The following is a 15,884-nucleotide window of genomic DNA, read 5'->3' as shown; positions in this document are numbered from 1 at the left end:
TAGGGGGTTGCCCGCGATCAATCCGCTTGCCGGCGCAGGAAAGCCGGGATATCGAGATAGTCGAGGTCGGTTGCGGTGGCCTCACCGCCGCCTGCGGCTCGTTTGTTGCGGATATAGGCGGGCTGGTCCATATCCCGATAATCCGGCGCCGTGCTGTCGCGCTCGTTCTCGACCAAGCGCATCTTCGGCTCGCCGCCCCGGGCGGCGAGGCGCTCGGCCTTGCGATCGCCGAGCCCGGTGGCGACCACGGTGACGCGCAGCTCTTCTTCCAGCTCCGGATCGATGACGGTGCCGACCACCACGGTCGCGTTGTCATCGGCGAAGTCCCGCACCGTGTTGCCGACCTCGTCGAATTCACCGATGGTCAGCGTCATGCCGGCGGTGATATTGACCAGGATGCCATTGGCACCGGCGAGATCGATGTCCTCCAGCAACGGGCTGTTGATGGCCTTCTCGGCGGCCTCGCGCGCGCGGTTCTCGCCGGTCGCCGAGCCGGTGCCCATCATCGAGACGCCCATGCCGGACATCACGGTCTTGACATCGGCGAAGTCGACATTGATCAGACCCGGACGGGTGATCAACTCGGCGATGCCTTGGGTGGCGTTCAGTAGCACATCATTGGCGGCGCTGAAGGCATCGAGCAGGGTCATTTGCTTGCCGAGCACCGCGAGCAGCTTGTCGTTGGGGATGGTGATCAGGGAGTCGACGTGCTTTTCCAGCTCGAGGATGCCGTCGGTGGCGACCTTGGCGCGCTTGCCGCCCTCGAACACGAACGGCTTGCTGACCACGGCCACGGTCAGGATGCCGAGTTCGCGCGCCACCGAGGCGACGATCGGCGCGGCGCCGGTGCCGGTGCCACCGCCCATGCCGGCGGTGATGAAGACCATGTCGGCGCCATCGAGCACATCCTTGATGCGATCGCGATCTTCCTCCGCCGCGCGCCGGCCGACGTCGGGATCGGCACCGGCGCCCAGCCCCTTGGTGATGCCCGCGCCCAACTGCAGGATGGTCTTGATGGCGACATTCTCCAACGCCTGCGCATCGGTATTGGTGCAGATGAACTCCACGCCCTCGATGTTGGCCGCCGCCATGTGGTTGACGGCATTACCGCCGCCACCACCGACACCGATGACCTTGATCACGGCGTTTTGCGTTTGGGTGTCCATTAGCTCGAAGCTCATATCAGTTACCTCGCGAAATCACTGTTGTAATCGACTGCGTTGCCCATTGTCCCCTCGGGCCGCAGGGATGGTCTCGCCCGATGATCATCGTTAAAAATTGCCGCTTAACCAGTGACGCAGGCGTCCCCAAACGCCCGCGCTCTGGCGATCCGCAGCACTCGAGAAGCGATGCTGCTTGGCATAGATGAGCAGCCCGACGCCGGCCGCGTAGACCGGATCGGCGATGCTGTCTTCCATTCCCGTGACCGACTGGGGAAGTCCGACTCTTACCGGCATGTGGAAGACCTCCTCGGCCAGTTCCACGATGCCTTCCATCTTCGCGCTGCCGCCGGTAAGCACAACGCCGCCGGCGATCAGCTCTTCGAAGCCGCTGCGCCTGAGTTCGCCCTGGAGCAGATTAAGTAGCTCTTCATAGCGGGGCTCAATGACCTCGGCGAGTGTCTGGCGCGACAACTGCCGAGGTGGCCGTTCACCGATGCTCGGCACCTCGATGGTCTCCTGTCCGCCTTTCGAGGAGAGCGCGCAGCCATGCTCGATCTTAATCGTCTCCGCGTGCTGGGTCGGTGTGCGCAAGGCGACGGCGATATCGTTGGTGACCTGATCGCCAGCGATCGGGATCACCGCGATATGGCGGATGGCGCCATCGGTAAACACGGCCAAGTCAGTGGTGCCACCGCCGATATCGACCAGGCACACACCGAGTTCCTTTTCATCCTCCTTGAGCACCGCGAGCGATGAGCTGAGCTGACCGATCACCAGGTTATCGACCTCGAGACCGCAGCGGCGAACGCACTTAACGACGTTCTGGGCGGCGCTGACCGCTCCGGTGACCATGTGCACGCGCGCCTCGAGGCGCACGCCACACATGCCGATGGCCTCGCGGATGCCATCCTGATCGTCGATGATGAACTCCTGCGGCAGGATGTGCAGGATCTTCTGATCGGCCGGGATGGCCACGGCGCGCGCCGCGTCGATGACGCGATCGACATCGCTCTGGCTGACCTCGTGGTCCTTGATCGCGGTGACGCCGTCGCTGTTGCGGCTGCGGACGTGGCTGCCGCCGATGCCGGCGTGCACCGAATGGATCTCGCAGCCGGCCATCAGCTCGGCCTCCTCGACCGCGCGCTGGATCGATTGCACGGTGGACTCGATATCCACCACCACGCCCTTTTTCAGCCCGTGTGAGGGGTGGGTGCCGACCCCGATGACCTCGATGGTGTCATCGGCCTTGATCTCGCCGACCAGGGCGGCCACCTTCGAGGTGCCGATGTCGAGTCCGACGACGAGGTTTTTTTCACTGCGTCTTGCCATGCAGTTGCGCTCCGAATAGAAAGTCAGTGAGCGGCGATGCGCTTAGGGCCACCACCGCTGCGTCCGGCCGGCAGCCAGCGCACGGCGAGCCCATTGCTGTAGCGCAGATCGAGCCGGGTGGGGATGCCAATGGCCTCGATCTCGCCATAAGCGGCGACCAAGCGCTGCAGGCGGCGCTCGACATCATCGGTGCCGAGCAGGACCTGGGTGCCGCCGAGCAATTCGATCGACCAGTCGCCGCGCGCGTCGCGGCGCACCCCATCGACGATCAGCCCGAGCGCGAGCAAACGCGCGCCCCAGTCGCGAAAGCGCGCGACCACCTCGGGGGCGTGCGTATCGTCGGCGGCACCGAGGCGGGCGAGCCCGGCCGGAAGCCGGGCGTCGTTTGGGCGAAACACGACGCCGCGCTCGGTGACCAGGCCGTTGTCGTTCCAGCGCGCGATGGCGGTGTGCTCGTGCACGGTGAGCTGGATGCGATCGGGCCAGATGCGGCGCACCGTGGCCCGCTCGACCCAGGGTAGACGCTGCACGCGCGTGCGCAAGGTGGTCAGGTCTTGCGTCAGGATGCCGCCGCTGATCTCGGCGCCGATGGTCTGCTGCAACTCATCGCGCGAGAGCCCGTGCATCTCACCCTCGATGCTGACCACGCGCACCGGCAGCAGCACCGGCTCCCACTGTAGCGCAATCCAGCCGGCGCCGATCAGGGCCCCGATAAGCAACAGGGCGCTCGATAGGCGCACGAGCAGGGTCAACCGGGTGGTCTCGGTCATCATACGCATGCCTCTGGCAGGCTGGTCTCGAGGATGCGCGCGCAGAGGCTGTCGAAGTCGAGGCCGGCGGCGCGCGCGGCCATCGGCACCAAGCTGTGATCGGTCATGCCGGGGATGGTGTTGACCTCGAGCAGGCGCGGCCGGCCGTTGGCATCGAGCATGAAGTCGACGCGTCCCCAACCGCTGGCGCCGAGGCTGCGGAAGGCGTGCAGACAGAGCTGCCGGTACTCGGCCTCGAGCGCGTCCGGCAGCTCGCAGGGGCAGCGATATGCGGTGCTGTCGGCCTGATACTTGGCGTCGAAGTCGTAGAAGACGTGCGGGGTCTCCAGCCGGATCAGCGGCAGCGCCTGGTCGCCGAGGATAGCGCAGGTGTACTCGGCCCCGGTGAGCCAGTGCTCGGCGATCACGCTGGCATCGAGTGTGGCCGCCTCGCGCCAGGCGTGCACGAGTTGATCGTGGTCGTCGACGCGCGCCATGCCGAGGCTGGAGCCCTCGTGCGCGGGCTTGATCATCAGGGGAAAGCCGAGTTCGGCCGCCGGCGCGAGATCGGCTTCATCGAGGATCAGCGCGCACTCGGCGGTGGGCAGTCCGGCCCCGTTCCAGATCTGCTTGCTGCGGTATTTGTCCATCGCGATCGCCGACCCGAGCACGCCGGAGCCGGTGTAGGCGAGCCCCAGGGTCTCGAGCGCGCCCTGCATCTGGCCATCCTCGCCGCCGCGACCATGCAGGATCAGGAAGGCGCGATCGAAGTGCGCGGGGCTGAGCGCCTCGAACAAGCGACTGCCCGGGCGCTCGGCCGGATCGATCGGCGTCACCTCGATGCCGAGCCGTTGCAGTGCCGCCAACACCGCCGCGCCGCTCTTGAGCGAGATCGAGCGCTCCGCCGAGTGACCGCCGAGGATCAGCGCCACCCGACCGTAGCGCGCCGGATCGAAGGGAGCGGGGAACAGGGTCTTCATGAAAATGCCCCCAGGCGGCGAACCTCGGGCTGGAGACGGATGCCGCTGTGGCGCTCGACCGCGTCCTGGACCAGGTCGATCAAGGCGGCGATCTCGCGGGCGGTGGCCTCTCCGAGGTTGATGATGAAATTGGCATGCTTGGGCGAGACCTCGGCGCCGCCGAGACGGCGGCCCTTGAGACCGGCGGCCTCGATCAAGCGCGCGGCGTGGTCCCCGGGGGGATTGCGGAACACCGAGCCGCAGCTCGGCAGGCCGATCGGTTGCGTGGCCGCGCGTTGGTCCAGCAGCGTGCGGATGCGGGCTTGCGCGGCCTCGCTGTCGCCGGGCGCGAGGACCAGATCGGCGCTCAAGAACCATTCGCCCTCCGGCCCCGTCACCTGTCGATACCCGGCGCGGAAGGCGCTGCGCGCGCGTTCACGGATTTGGCCCTCACGATCGATGGTGCGCACGCGCTCGACTAAGGGCCAGGTCTCGCCGCCCCAGGCACCGGCGTTCATGGCCAGGGCGCCGCCCAGGGTGCCGGGAATCCCGGCCAGGAACTCGGCACCGACCAGCCCCAGACGGCTGGCGAAGCGGGCGAGCTTGGCGCAACTGGCGCCGGCCTCGACCCGAAGCGTGGTTGCGGCAGCCTCGCCGGAACCCCGGGTTTCGGAATGCTGGGTGTCGGAGTGCGCGGTGATGGTGTTCAGGCAGCCTTGGGTATGAATCAGGGTGCCGGGGAAACCGGTATCGCTGATCAGCAGATTGCTGCCGAGCCCGAGCCAGAACAGCGGCTCATCGGCCTCGAGCCCAGCGAGGAAGCAGGCGAGATCCTGTTGATCGGCCGGTCGATAGAGCCGCTTGGCCGGCCCGCCGACGCGCCAACTGGTGTAGCGGCCGAGAGGCTCGTCCAGGAGCAGGGTTCCACGCAGGCTGCTTGTGCCCGTCCCCGTGCTCGTACTCATGTCCGCGGTGCGCGTCCTCATGTCCGCGCCTCCCCGAGCAGACCCGGCAGACGCGCCGCGAGTTGGCCGATGTCGCCGGCGCCGGAGATCAGGAGCAGGTCGCCAGGTTCGAGCAGGCTCTCGAGCAGGGCTGGGACTTCACTCAGCTCCTGGGCGAACACTGGCTCGACCTGACCCCGGGAGCGCATCGCCCGACTCAGGCTGCGCCCGTCGGCACCGGGGATCGACGGCTCGCCGGCCGGGTAGACCTCGCACAGCAGCAGCTGATCGACCTCGGAGAGCACCTGCACGAAGTCCTCGAACTGCTCCTGGGTGCGCGAATAGCGATGCGGCTGGAACACCAGCACCAGGCGCTGGCCGGGCCAACCGCCCCGAGCCGCCTCGATGGTCGCCGCGAGTTCGCGGGGATGATGGCCGTAATCGTCGATCAGCGTCACCGCGCGCCCATCCGAGAGCGTGCAGTCGCTGACCACGAAACGCCGACCGATGCCGGCGAAGGTGCTCAGCGCCTGCTGAATCGCGCGCTCCTCGATGCCCAGCTCGAGCGCGATGGCGATCGCCGCAAGTGCGTTCAGGACATTGTGCCGGCCGGGCAGATTGAGCGTGACCGGGAACGGCTCCTCGGCCTCCGTGTGCCGTACCTCGAAATGCATCCGCGGCCCCTGCTGGCGCAGATCGAGCGCGCGCACATCGGCCTCCGGGGTGGTGCCATAGGTGCGCACCGGACGCGAGATCGACGGGATCAGCGCCGCGACCTCGGGATCATCGACGCAGAGCACCGCCAGCCCATAGAAGGGCAGGTGATGGATGAATTCCTTGAACGTCCCGCGCAAGCGATCGAAGTCGTTGTCGTAGGTGCCCATGTGGTCGGCATCGATGTTGGTGACCACCGCCAGCATCGGCTGCAGATAGAGGAAGGAGGCGTCGCTCTCGTCGGCCTCGGCGATCAGATATTTGCTGCTGCCAAGGCGCGCATTGGCCCCGGCGCTGTTGAGCAGACCGCCGATGACGAAGGTCGGGTCCAGATTGGCCTCGGCCAGCACGCTGGCGATCAGGCTCGTGGTGGTGGTCTTGCCGTGGGTGCCGGCGACGGCCACGCCGTAGTGGAAGCGCATCAGCTCGGCCAGCATCTCGGCACGGCGCACCACCGGGATGCGCGCGGCGCGCGCGGCCTGGATCTCGGGATTGGCCTCATCGATCGCGGTCGAGACGACGACGGCATCGACCTCGTGCACCTGCTCGGCGCGGTGGCCGATGAAGCAGTGCACGCCGAGTCCACGGAGCCTGCGCACGACCTCGTTCTCGCGCTGGTCGGAGCCCTGCACCTCATAGCCCAGGTTGGCCATCAACTCGGCGATGCCGCTCATGCCGGCGCCGCCGATGCCGATGAAGTGCAGCCGGCGCATGCGACCCATGTTGGCCGCGCTGTGGATGCGATGGGCGGCATTCATCGCGCCAGCTCCAGACAGGTGTCGGCGATGCGCGCTTGCGCATCTGGCTGGGCCTTGGCGCGCGCGGCCTCGGCCATGCGCAGCCGTTGCGCGGGATCGGCGAGCAGTTCGCGCAGCAGGCTCGCGAGACGCTCAACGCTCATCTCGCGTTGTAGGAGCAGCCGCGCGGCGCCGGCCTCGCTGAGCCAGCGCGCGTTGCCGACCTGATGGTCATCGACCGCGTGCGGATAGGGCACCAGGATGGCCGGCAAGCCGGCCGCCGCCAGTTCGGCGACGGTCAGCGCGCCGCTGCGACAGACCACCAGATCGGCCCAGGCATAGGCGGCGGCCATGTCGGCGATGAAGGCGCTGACCTCGGCCTCGATGCCGGCCTCGGCGTAGGCCTGGCGGGCCAGTGCCAGGGTGCGCTCGCCGGCTTGGTGGCGCACCGTTGGACGCAACGCGGGTGGCAGTTCGGCCAGCGCGCGCGCCAGCGTTTCGTTCAGCGCCTGGGCACCGAGCGAGCCGCCGAGCACCAGCAGCCGCGCGGCGCCACTGCGCCCGGCAAGCCGCTCGCCGGGCGCTGGCAGCGCGGCGATTTCGGCGCGCACCGGGTTGCCGGTGGTGATCGCCCGGCGCGCGGCCGGGAAGCTGTCGGGGAAAGCCTCGAACACCCGATCGGCGACCCGCGCCAGCCATTGATTGGTCAGGCCCGGCACGCTGTTCTGCTCCTGGATCAGCAATGGCCGTCGCTGCAGCCGCGCCATGATGCCGCCTGGCCCGGAGACGAAACCGCCCATGCCGAGCACGGCGTGCGGATCGCGCCGCTCGAGGATGCGCCCGGCCTCGCGCAATGCCAGCGCCAGCCGCAGCGGCGCGGCGAGCCGGGTGCGCAGCCCCTTGCCACGGAGACCGGTGATCGCGAGCCAGTCGATCTCGAAACCCTGCGCCGGCACCAGCCGCGCCTCGATGCCGGCCTGGGTGCCGAGCCAGCACACCTCGGCCCCGCGCGCGCGCAGCACCTCGGCGACGGCGAGCGCCGGGAACACATGTCCGCCGGTTCCCCCGGCCATGATGACTATGCGCGGTGCCATCGGAGTCTCCCAGGCCTGCGCATGCTGCGGGCGACACCGGCCGCGGGCAGTGGCGCACCTTCCTTGCGGCGCAGCTCGAAGTCGATGCGCAACAGCAGCGCGGCGATCATCACCGAGACGATCAGCGCATTGCTGCCGTAGCTGATGAAGGGCAGCGGCAGGCCCTTGGTCGGCAACAGGCCGGTATTCACCCCGACGCTGATGAACGCCTGCATGCCGAGCACCAGACCCAAGCCATGCGCAGCATAGGCCGAGAAAAAGGCACCGAGGGCATGGGCGCGCGCGCCGATCGCGAAGGCGCGCCAGGTGATGAACGCAAAGGTCAGGATGATCGCGAGCACGCCGAGCATGCCGAGTTCCTCGCCGATGACCGCGAGCAGGAAGTCGGTATGCGCCTCGGGCAGATAGAACTGCTTCTGGATGCCGTTACCGAGGCCGACGCCGAGCCACTCCCCGCGCCCCATCGCGATCAGTGCATGGCTGAGCTGATAGCCGGTGTTGAACGGGTCATCGAAGGGCTTGAGGAACGAGGTCACCCGTTCGAGGCGGTAGGGCTCGATCCAGATCAGCAGCGCCATGCCAGAGACGACCGTGCTGAACAGCAGCGCGAACGGCCAAAGCGCAGCGCCCCCGAGCAGCAGCAACGCCATCACCGTGGCGAGCAAGACGGCGGTGGTGCCAAAGTCGGGCTGCACCATGATCAGGCTCGCGGCGAGGCCGATCAGGACCATGGGCCGCGCGAAGCCGATCAGGGAGGTGGTGACCTCGAGCTGGCGTCGCACCAGATAGCCCGAGACATAGACCACCGAGGTGAATTTGATCAGCTCGGAGGGTTGCAGATTGAAGCCGCCGAGCGCAATCCAGCGCGTGGCACCATTGACGGTGCGGCCGATGCCCGGGATGAGCACGAGCAGCAGCAAAGCGCAGACGACGAGCATCAGCCAAATGCCGGAGCGTTCCCAGACCTGGATCGGGATCGCGAAACAGAGCAGACCACAGATCGCGGCGAGAGCAAGGGCGATACCATGGCGAATCACGAAGAAGAAGGGATCAGCATAATCGCGAGCACCGATCGGCAGCGAGGCCGAGGCCACCATGACGAACCCCAGTCCGAGCAGACCAAGCACGCAGACCAGCAAGGCCGTATCGATGGGAGCATCGATCTGATCACGCCGACGCGGGCGGCCGCGCCTGGGGGTGGCACTCGGGCGGGCGCTCGGTGAGCGTGGAGCAGGGCGCGGCGGGCTCATGCGTGCAACTCCGCGACAGCGGCGGCGAAGGCGCGGCCGCGATGCTGATAGTCGTCGAATTGATCGAAGCTCGCGCAAGCAGGCGAGAGCAACACGCTATCGCCGGGCTCGGCGAGCCGATCGGCCAGTCGTACCGCCGCCGCCATGTTCGCCGCATGCTCCAATGGCACGGTGTCTCGCAGGGCTTGCTCGAGTAGCGGCGCGTCGCGGCCGATGAGCACCACGGCGCGGGCGCAGCGTTGCACCACCGGTGCGAGCGGCGAGAAATCGGCGCCCTTGCCATCGCCGCCGGCGATGAGCACGGCGCGGGCGTGCCCGGTGGCGACGGGAGCGATCGCGCTGGAATCGGTCGCGTCAGCGGGCGCCACGCCAGCGCGGGGGGCATCGGCGACGACCCCGGCAAGCGCGGCAACCGTGGCGCCGGGATTGGTGCCCTTGGAATCGTTGATCCAGCGGATGCCGCCTCGCTCGGCGACCACCTCGCCGCGGTGCGGCAGGCCCTTGAACTCGCGCAAGACCTCGCAGCCGCTCTCGGGGTCCATGCCGGCGCGCTCGGCGAGCGCCAGCGCAGCCAGGGCATTGGCCAGGTTGTGGCGACCGGGGACCGGCAGCGCGGCGGCGGGCATCAATGGCTGCGTGCCGCGCGCGATCCAGGGCTCGCGCGCGTGCATCACGAGCCCATAGTCGGCCTCGCCCGCAGGGGCCGAGAGCGAGAACCCGATCTGCTCGGTCACGCCCTGGGCGAGTTTCGCGGCAACCGGGTCATCGCGGTTGACGATGGCGCACGCGGCGTGCGCGAAGATGCGCGCCTTGGCGGCGCCATAGTCGGCCAGGCTCGTATAACGATCCAGATGATCGGCGGAGAGATTCAGCACCGTTGCCGCCTGCACCCGAAGCGAGGAGGTCGTTTCGAGCTGGAAGCTCGAGAGTTCGAGCACATACCCATCGGCCTCGGCGCCGAGCAGATCCAGCGCCGGCACGCCCAGGTTGGCGCCGACGGCGACCTTCGACCCGGCCTGGCGCAGCATCTCTCCGACCAGGGTGGTCACCGTGCTCTTGCCGTTGGAGCCGGTGATCGCGATCACCGGTGCCGTCACGGCGCGTGCGAACAGCTCGATATCCCCGATGATCGGGATGCCTTGCGCCGCCGCGGCCTGGAGCGCGGGCGTCTCGAGTGGCACCCCAGGGCTGACGACGATCTCGTCGGCAGCGTGCAAGACCGCCTCATCGAAGCCGCCGAGCAGGACCGCGACATCGGGCAGCTCCGCTTGCAGTCGTGCCAGCCCGGGCGGTGACGCGCGCGAGTCGAGCACGGCTACCTCGCTGCCGCGCGCCTGCAGCCAGCGGGCGCAGGAGAGACCGGTCTGGCCCAGCCCGAGGACCACGATCTTGTGCGCGCGGTTCGTCATCATCGGATCTTGAGGCTCGCCAAGCCGATCAGGACCAGCACCACGGTGACGATCCAGAAACGCACGATGACGCGCGGCTCCGGCCAGCCCTTGAGTTCATAGTGATGGTGCAGCGGCGCCATGCGGAAGATGCGCTTACCGGTGAGCTTGTAGGAGCCGACCTGCAGCATCACCGACAGGGTCTCGAGCACGAAGATGCCGCCCATGATGAAGAGCACGATCTCCTGCTTCGCGACCACGGCGACGGCGCCCAAGGCGGCGCCGAGCGCCAGCGCGCCGACATCGCCCATGAAGACCTGGGCCGGATAGGTGTTGAACCAGAGGAAACCGAGCCCGGCCCCGGCGAGGGCGCCGCAGAAGATCACCACCTCGCCGACATTGGGCACATAGGGGATCTTCAGATAGCCGGCGATCTCGATGTTGCCGGCCGCGTAGACCATGATGCCGAGGCCGGCGGCGACCATCACCGAGGGCAGCACGGCGAGCCCGTCGAGCCCATCGGTCAGGTTCACGGCGTTGCTGGAGCCGACGATCACCAGATAAGCAAAGAGCACGAAGACCGGGCCGAGCTGGAAGCTGACCTCTTTGAGATAGGGCACCAGCAGCGCGGTCTCGCCGGCGGTGGTGGCGCTCAGATAGAGATAGAGCGCGGCGGCCAGGCCGGCGACGGTCTGCCAGAAGTATTTCCAGCGCGCCGCCAGGCCCTTGGGGTCGCGCAGGACGAGCTTGCGGTAATCGTCGAGCAGGCCGATGGCGCCGAAGGCGAGCGTGGTCAGGAGCACGACCCAGACGAAACGATTGTGCAGATCTGCCCACAGCAGGGTGCTGACCGCGATCGCCACCAGGATCAGGGTGCCGCCCATGGTCGGCGTGCCGGCCTTGGAGAAGTGGGTCTCGGGGCCGTCGTCGCGCACGGTCTGGCCGACCTTGTAGGCGCTCAGCCAGCGGATCAGCGGTCGTCCGATCAGCAGCGAGATGGCGAGCGCGGTCAGCCCGCCGAGGATGGCGCGCAGCGTCAGATAGCGAAAGACGGTGAAACCGCTCTGGTACTGGCTGAGCCAATCGGTCAGGAGCAAAAGCATCCGTTAGTGTTCCTCTCGGTCCGTGCATAGGGCATCGGCGACGCGATCCATGGCCGCGCGGCGTGAGCCCTTGATCAAGAGCACATCCGCCGGGCCGGTCTCGGCGCGCAGTGTCTCGATCAAGCGGTGTTGATCGGTGAAATGCCGCGCGCCCTCGCCAAAGCCTGCGACCGCGTGCGTGCTCAGCGGGCCGAGCGCATAGAGGGCGCTGGCGCCCGCCGCGCGTGCCGCGACGCCCATCTCGTGGTGCACCTCGACGCTGTCGGCGCCCAGCTCGCCGAAATCCCCGAGCACCAGCAGGTGGCGCCCATCGCTCGGCAACGGCAACGCGGTGAGCACATCCACGGCGGCCGCGAGCGAGTCCGGGTTGGCGTTATAGCTGTCGTCGAGGAGTTTGGCACCATTTCGGGCGCGACGCGGTTGCAGGCGACGCGCGACCGGGTGCAAGCGCTCGAGGCCGGCGCGGATCGCGGCTGGATCGATGCCCAGGGCGGTGGCGCCGGCGATCGCCGCCAGGGCATTGCGGACATTGTGGGAGCCGGCCAAGGGCAGCGCGATCTCAAGCTCGGCGCCGTGGATCATCGCGCGGAAGTGGCTACGGAAGCCGTCGGCATCCCAGGTCTGGGTGATGGCCTGCTCGTCGGCATGCACCTGCGCATTCGGGCCGGTGCCGAAGCTCAGGGTCGGGCGTGCCTCGGCCAGGTCTTGCCAGAGTGGCGTCCAGGGCACGTCGGCCATGAACACGAAGGTGCCGTCGGCGGGCAGGCCGCGCGCGATCTCGCCCTTGGCGTGGGCGACGCCCTCGACACTGCCGAAGCCCTCGAGATGGGCGCGGCCGGCGTTGGTGATGAGCGCCACATCGGGGCGCGCGATCTCGGTGAGATAGCCGATCTCGCCATGATGGTTGGCGCCCATCTCGAGGATCAGGAACCGCTCGTCGCGCGCACCGAGCAGGGTCAGCGGCATGCCGATGTCGTTGTTGAGGTTGCCCTCGGTGGCGCGGGTGGGACCGACCTGCGCGAGGATGGCGGCCAGCATCTCCTTGACTGTGGTCTTGCCGTTGCTGCCGGTGATGGCGATCACCCGCGCCGCGATGCGATCGCGCCAGGCGGCGGCCAGTCGCCCCAGGGCGAGCCGGCTGTCGGCGACGATGAGCTGAGGCAGCGGGTCGTCGTCCAACGCCTGCTCGACCAGCGCGGCGATGGCACCGTTGGCGGCGGCCTCGGCGACATAGTCGTGGCCGTCGAAACGCACCCCGCGCAGGGCGATGAAGAGGCGGTCTCGACAGTCGCCTCGGCTGTCGGTGGTGACACCGGCGAAGGGGCCATCCGCCCCGCTGAGCCGCGCGCCGATGGCCTCGGCGGCAGCGGCGAGCGTCCACCGGGGCGGATCGCTCGCGGCGGCGGGTGTCGAGGCGGGTGCGGTGCTCATCGCGGGGCCTCCGGGGCCGAGGTCAGGATCAGGGGATGCTTGGGATCATCGGGCGCGACATTGTAGAGCCGCAGCGCCGCCGGCATCACCTTGGCGAAGGTCGGCGCGGCGACCAGGCCGCCGTAATAGTCCTCGCCACTCGGCTCGTCGACCATCACCACCATCACGAAACGCGGCTCGGTGACCGGCACCATGGCGACGAACACGGACTGGTACTTGCCGTCGACATAACCGTTCGCCGTGGCCTTCTTCGCGGTGCCGGTCTTGCCCGCCACCCGATACCCCGGAATCGCGGCGCGCCGGGCGGTGCCGTCGCTCGAGATCACGGTTTCGAGCATCTGTCGCACGGCCCGCGCGGTGGCAGGCGTCAACACCCGTTCGGCGGGCGGAATGCGATCGCGCCGGAACAGGGTCATGGGCCGCTTGAGGCCATCGGCGGCGATGATCGCGTAGGCCTGGGCCAGTTGCAGGGTGGTGACATTGAGCCCGTAGCCGAACGCCAGTGTGGCATGCTCGAAACTCGACCAATCCGAATAATGAGGCAGGTAGCCGGTGCGTTCTCCGGGGAAACCGACCTCGGTCGTCTGGCCGAAGCCAATCGCCCCATAGAGCTGCCAGAGCACCGCCCGGTCCATCTGCTGGGCGATCTTGACCACGCCGACATTGCTGGATTTGGTGAGGATGCTGGTGGTATCGAGCTGGCCGAGGTCGCGATAGTCGCGCACCCGATTCCTGCCGATGCGCAGCACACCGGGCGAGGTGTCGATCGCGGTGTGCGGCTTGATCAGGCCGCGCTCGAGCGCGGCGGCGATGACGAAGGGCTTGACCGTGGAGCCGGGCTCGAAGACATCGGTGAGCGCGCGGTTGCGGCGCGCCTCGGCGGATTCACGCCGCGGCTGATTGGGGTTGAACGAAGGCTGATTGACCAAGGCGAGGATCTCGCCGGTGCGCACGTCCAACAGCGCCGCGGAGCCGCCGATGGCCTGGTGCTCCTCGACCGCGCGCTTGAGTTCGCGATAGGCCAGGAACTGGAGGCGCTGGTCGATGCTGAGCACGACATCCTCGCCATGCACCGGCGCGCGCAATTGCTCGACCTCCTCGACGATGCGCCGATGTCCATCCTGGATCACCCGGCGCTTGCCGGGGTTGGCCTCGAGCTGGTCGTTGCGGATCAGCTCGATGCCTTCTTGTCCCTGATCGTCGATGCCGGTGAAGCCCACCACCTGGCCCAGGATCTCGCCGCTTGGGTAGAAGCGGCGATACTCGGTATCCATGCCCACACCGGCGAGGCGATAGGTCTCGACCACGTCCTCGACCGCGCGCGCGCGGTGCGGTTCGACCCGGCGCTGCAGATACATGTAGCGCCGGCCCTTGTTCGCATATTGGGCGATCCGTGCCGCCAAGGCCTCCTCTGGCTCCTCGAGCGCGCGGGCCAGGGCCTCGAAGGCGTCGGCGCGCGCGATCAAGTGTTGGGGGTCGGCCCAGATGGTCGCCACGGCGGTGCTGATCGCGAGCGGCTCGCCATTGCGATCCATGATGATGCCGCGACGGGCCGGGATCTCGCGGTCGCGCAGGAAGCGCTTGGTGCCTTCGTTCTTGAGGAAGTCGGTCTCGACCACCTGACGATAGAAGGCGCTGGCGGTCACCGAGACGAAGGCCGCCGCCAGCACCAGGCCGATGAGCATGCGCCGCGCGTCGAAACGCCCGCCTACGCGTGCATGCGGTGCCGATGCTCGCCGTTGACGGCCCTGTGTGTGCCCCGTCTTGCGGCCCGCCTTGCGATCAGCTCCGATCATCGCGCTTGACCTCGACGACACGCAGCTCGCCGGTGCGCGGCAGATGCATCTTCAACGACTGGCGGGCGGTACGCTCGATGCGGGTTTGCGTGCCCATCGCCGCTTCCTCGATGCGCAGCCGGCCCCATTCGACATCGAGTGCATCGCGCGCGGCGCGCACCGCCTGCAGGTCGACGAATTCGACGCGGGTCAGATACTTGACATAGACCACGGCGGTGGCCGTGGTGACCACGGCGAGGCCGAGGAGGCCGATCCCGATGAGGGCTCCGATACGCGATCCTGGAGGGGTCATGGCAACCTCTCGGCGGCGCGCAGCACGGCGCTGCGCGCGCGTGGGTTGCGCTCGATCTCCGCCGCCGAGGGGCGCACCGGGGAGCCAATGATGCGCAGGCGTCGGCACAGCTCGGCGTCGCGCACCGGCACGCCCTTGGGGATGTTCGCGCCCTGGGCCTCGTCGCGGATGAAGCGCTTCACCAGCCGATCCTCGAGCGAATGGAAGCTGATCACGACCAAGCGACCACCGCTGGCGAGCAGGTCGCAGACGCCGGCGAGGGCGCTGCGCAATTCGTCGAGTTCGCCATTGATCTGGATGCGGATGGCCTGGAAGCTGCGCGTGGCCGGGTGCTTTCCGGGCTCGCGCGTGGGCACCGCGCGCTCGATCAGGGCGGCGAGCTGGCCGGTCGTGGTCAGCGGCTGCTGTTGCCGCGCGGCGACGATGGCGCGGGCGATGCGGCGGGCGAAGCGCTCCTCGCCCAGCTCCTTGAGGACGCTGGCGATGGCCTGCTCGCTGGCGCTCGCAAGCCAGTCGGCGGCACTCTGTCCGCTGCTCGGGTCCATGCGCATGTCGAGCGGGGCATCGGCATGGAAGCTGAAGCCACGGGCGGGTTGGTCCAGTTGCGGCGAGGAGACGCCGAGATCGAGCAGGAGGCCGTCGATCCGCCCCGTCCAGCCGCGCGCTCGCGCAAGCGCGGGGAGCTGCGAGTAGCGGACCTGCTCGACCTCCAAGCGCGGGTCGCTGGCCGCCAGGGCTTGGCCGGCCGCGAGCGCCTCGGGATCGCGGTCAACGGCCAGCAGCCGTCCCGCAGGCCCAAGTCGGGCTAGCAGCGCGCGGGCATGGCCACCGCGACCGAAGGTGCCGTCCAGGTAGCGGCCATGTGTGCTGATTGCCAAAGCCTGCATGCTCTCTTCCAATAGCACCGGGACATGCTCATGCGATGCCATCGACTG

The 15,884-nt window shown here is 68.3% G+C and carries 14 protein-coding genes; all 14 read right to left on the bottom strand.

Going from position 1 to position 15,884, the window contains the following annotated elements; genetic code table 11:
• Nucleotides 1-17 precede the first annotated feature (17 nt).
• The 14 genes from ftsZ to rsmH all read right to left on the bottom strand — a co-directional run bounded on the left by ftsZ (nt 18) and on the right by rsmH (nt 15,878).
• Complete coding sequence (gene ftsZ / locus CCR82_RS10505; RefSeq protein WP_201245749.1) at nt 18-1,181, bottom strand: cell division protein FtsZ; 1,164 nt, start codon at nt 1,179-1,181, stop codon at nt 18-20.
• Nucleotides 1,182-1,271: 90 nt separating this feature from the next.
• The gene (ftsA, locus tag CCR82_RS10500; protein ID WP_201245748.1) at nt 1,272-2,492 is read right to left on the bottom strand and encodes a cell division protein FtsA; all 1,221 of its coding nucleotides are present in this window, start codon (nt 2,490-2,492) and stop codon (nt 1,272-1,274) included.
• Nucleotides 2,493-2,515: 23 nt separating this feature from the next.
• Nucleotides 2,516-3,265 carry a cell division protein FtsQ/DivIB gene (locus tag CCR82_RS10495; protein ID WP_201245747.1) on the bottom strand — a complete coding sequence of 250 codons (750 nt, stop codon included), beginning with the start codon at nt 3,263-3,265 and terminating at the stop codon, nt 2,516-2,518.
• Nucleotides 3,262-4,221, bottom strand: coding sequence for a D-alanine--D-alanine ligase (locus tag CCR82_RS10490; RefSeq protein WP_201245746.1), 960 nt, complete (start codon nt 4,219-4,221; stop codon nt 3,262-3,264). The genes CCR82_RS10495 and CCR82_RS10490 overlap by 4 nt, the downstream gene beginning before the upstream one ends.
• Nucleotides 4,218-5,186, bottom strand: a complete 969-nt coding sequence (gene murB / locus CCR82_RS10485; protein WP_242513400.1) for a UDP-N-acetylmuramate dehydrogenase — start codon at nt 5,184-5,186, stop codon at nt 4,218-4,220. Before murB ends, CCR82_RS10490 begins: the two co-directional genes overlap by 4 nt.
• Entirely contained in the window at nt 5,183-6,616 is a 1,434-nt protein-coding gene (gene murC / locus CCR82_RS10480) for a UDP-N-acetylmuramate--L-alanine ligase (protein ID WP_201245745.1), read from the bottom strand. Before murC ends, murB begins: the two co-directional genes overlap by 4 nt.
• Complete coding sequence (murG, locus tag CCR82_RS10475; protein ID WP_201245744.1) at nt 6,613-7,689, bottom strand: undecaprenyldiphospho-muramoylpentapeptide beta-N-acetylglucosaminyltransferase; 1,077 nt, start codon at nt 7,687-7,689, stop codon at nt 6,613-6,615. The genes murC and murG overlap by 4 nt, the downstream gene beginning before the upstream one ends.
• Nucleotides 7,674-8,939, bottom strand: a complete 1,266-nt coding sequence (ftsW, locus tag CCR82_RS10470; protein ID WP_201245743.1) for a putative lipid II flippase FtsW — start codon at nt 8,937-8,939, stop codon at nt 7,674-7,676. The genes murG and ftsW overlap by 16 nt, the downstream gene beginning before the upstream one ends.
• Nucleotides 8,936-10,351: a UDP-N-acetylmuramoyl-L-alanine--D-glutamate ligase gene (murD, locus tag CCR82_RS10465; protein WP_201245742.1), complete on the bottom strand. Its 1,416-nt coding sequence runs from the start codon at nt 10,349-10,351 to the stop codon at nt 8,936-8,938. Before murD ends, ftsW begins: the two co-directional genes overlap by 4 nt.
• A complete protein-coding gene (mraY, locus tag CCR82_RS10460; RefSeq protein WP_201245741.1) occupies nt 10,348-11,430 on the bottom strand; it encodes a phospho-N-acetylmuramoyl-pentapeptide-transferase in 1,083 nt (360 codons plus the stop codon). Before mraY ends, murD begins: the two co-directional genes overlap by 4 nt.
• A gap of 3 nt (nt 11,431-11,433) precedes the next feature.
• Nucleotides 11,434-12,861 (bottom strand): UDP-N-acetylmuramoyl-tripeptide--D-alanyl-D-alanine ligase, encoded by a 1,428-nt coding sequence (locus CCR82_RS10455; protein ID WP_201245740.1) that lies wholly within the window; start codon nt 12,859-12,861, stop codon nt 11,434-11,436.
• Nucleotides 12,858-14,657 carry a peptidoglycan D,D-transpeptidase FtsI family protein gene (locus tag CCR82_RS10450; RefSeq protein WP_201245739.1) on the bottom strand — a complete coding sequence of 600 codons (1,800 nt, stop codon included), beginning with the start codon at nt 14,655-14,657 and terminating at the stop codon, nt 12,858-12,860. The genes CCR82_RS10455 and CCR82_RS10450 overlap by 4 nt, the downstream gene beginning before the upstream one ends.
• Nucleotides 14,644-14,949 carry a cell division protein FtsL gene (gene ftsL / locus CCR82_RS10445; RefSeq protein WP_201245738.1) on the bottom strand — a complete coding sequence of 102 codons (306 nt, stop codon included), beginning with the start codon at nt 14,947-14,949 and terminating at the stop codon, nt 14,644-14,646. Before ftsL ends, CCR82_RS10450 begins: the two co-directional genes overlap by 14 nt.
• Entirely contained in the window at nt 14,946-15,878 is a 933-nt protein-coding gene (gene rsmH, locus CCR82_RS10440) for a 16S rRNA (cytosine(1402)-N(4))-methyltransferase RsmH (RefSeq protein ID WP_201245737.1), read from the bottom strand. The genes ftsL and rsmH overlap by 4 nt, the downstream gene beginning before the upstream one ends.
• Between the last annotated feature and the right edge of the window lie 6 nt (nt 15,879-15,884).

This window comes from Halochromatium salexigens (assembly GCF_016653295.1).
Taxonomy (GTDB): Bacteria; Pseudomonadota; Gammaproteobacteria; order Chromatiales; family Chromatiaceae; genus Lamprobacter; species Lamprobacter salexigens.
This window is presented reverse-complemented; position numbering and strand designations above follow the sequence as displayed.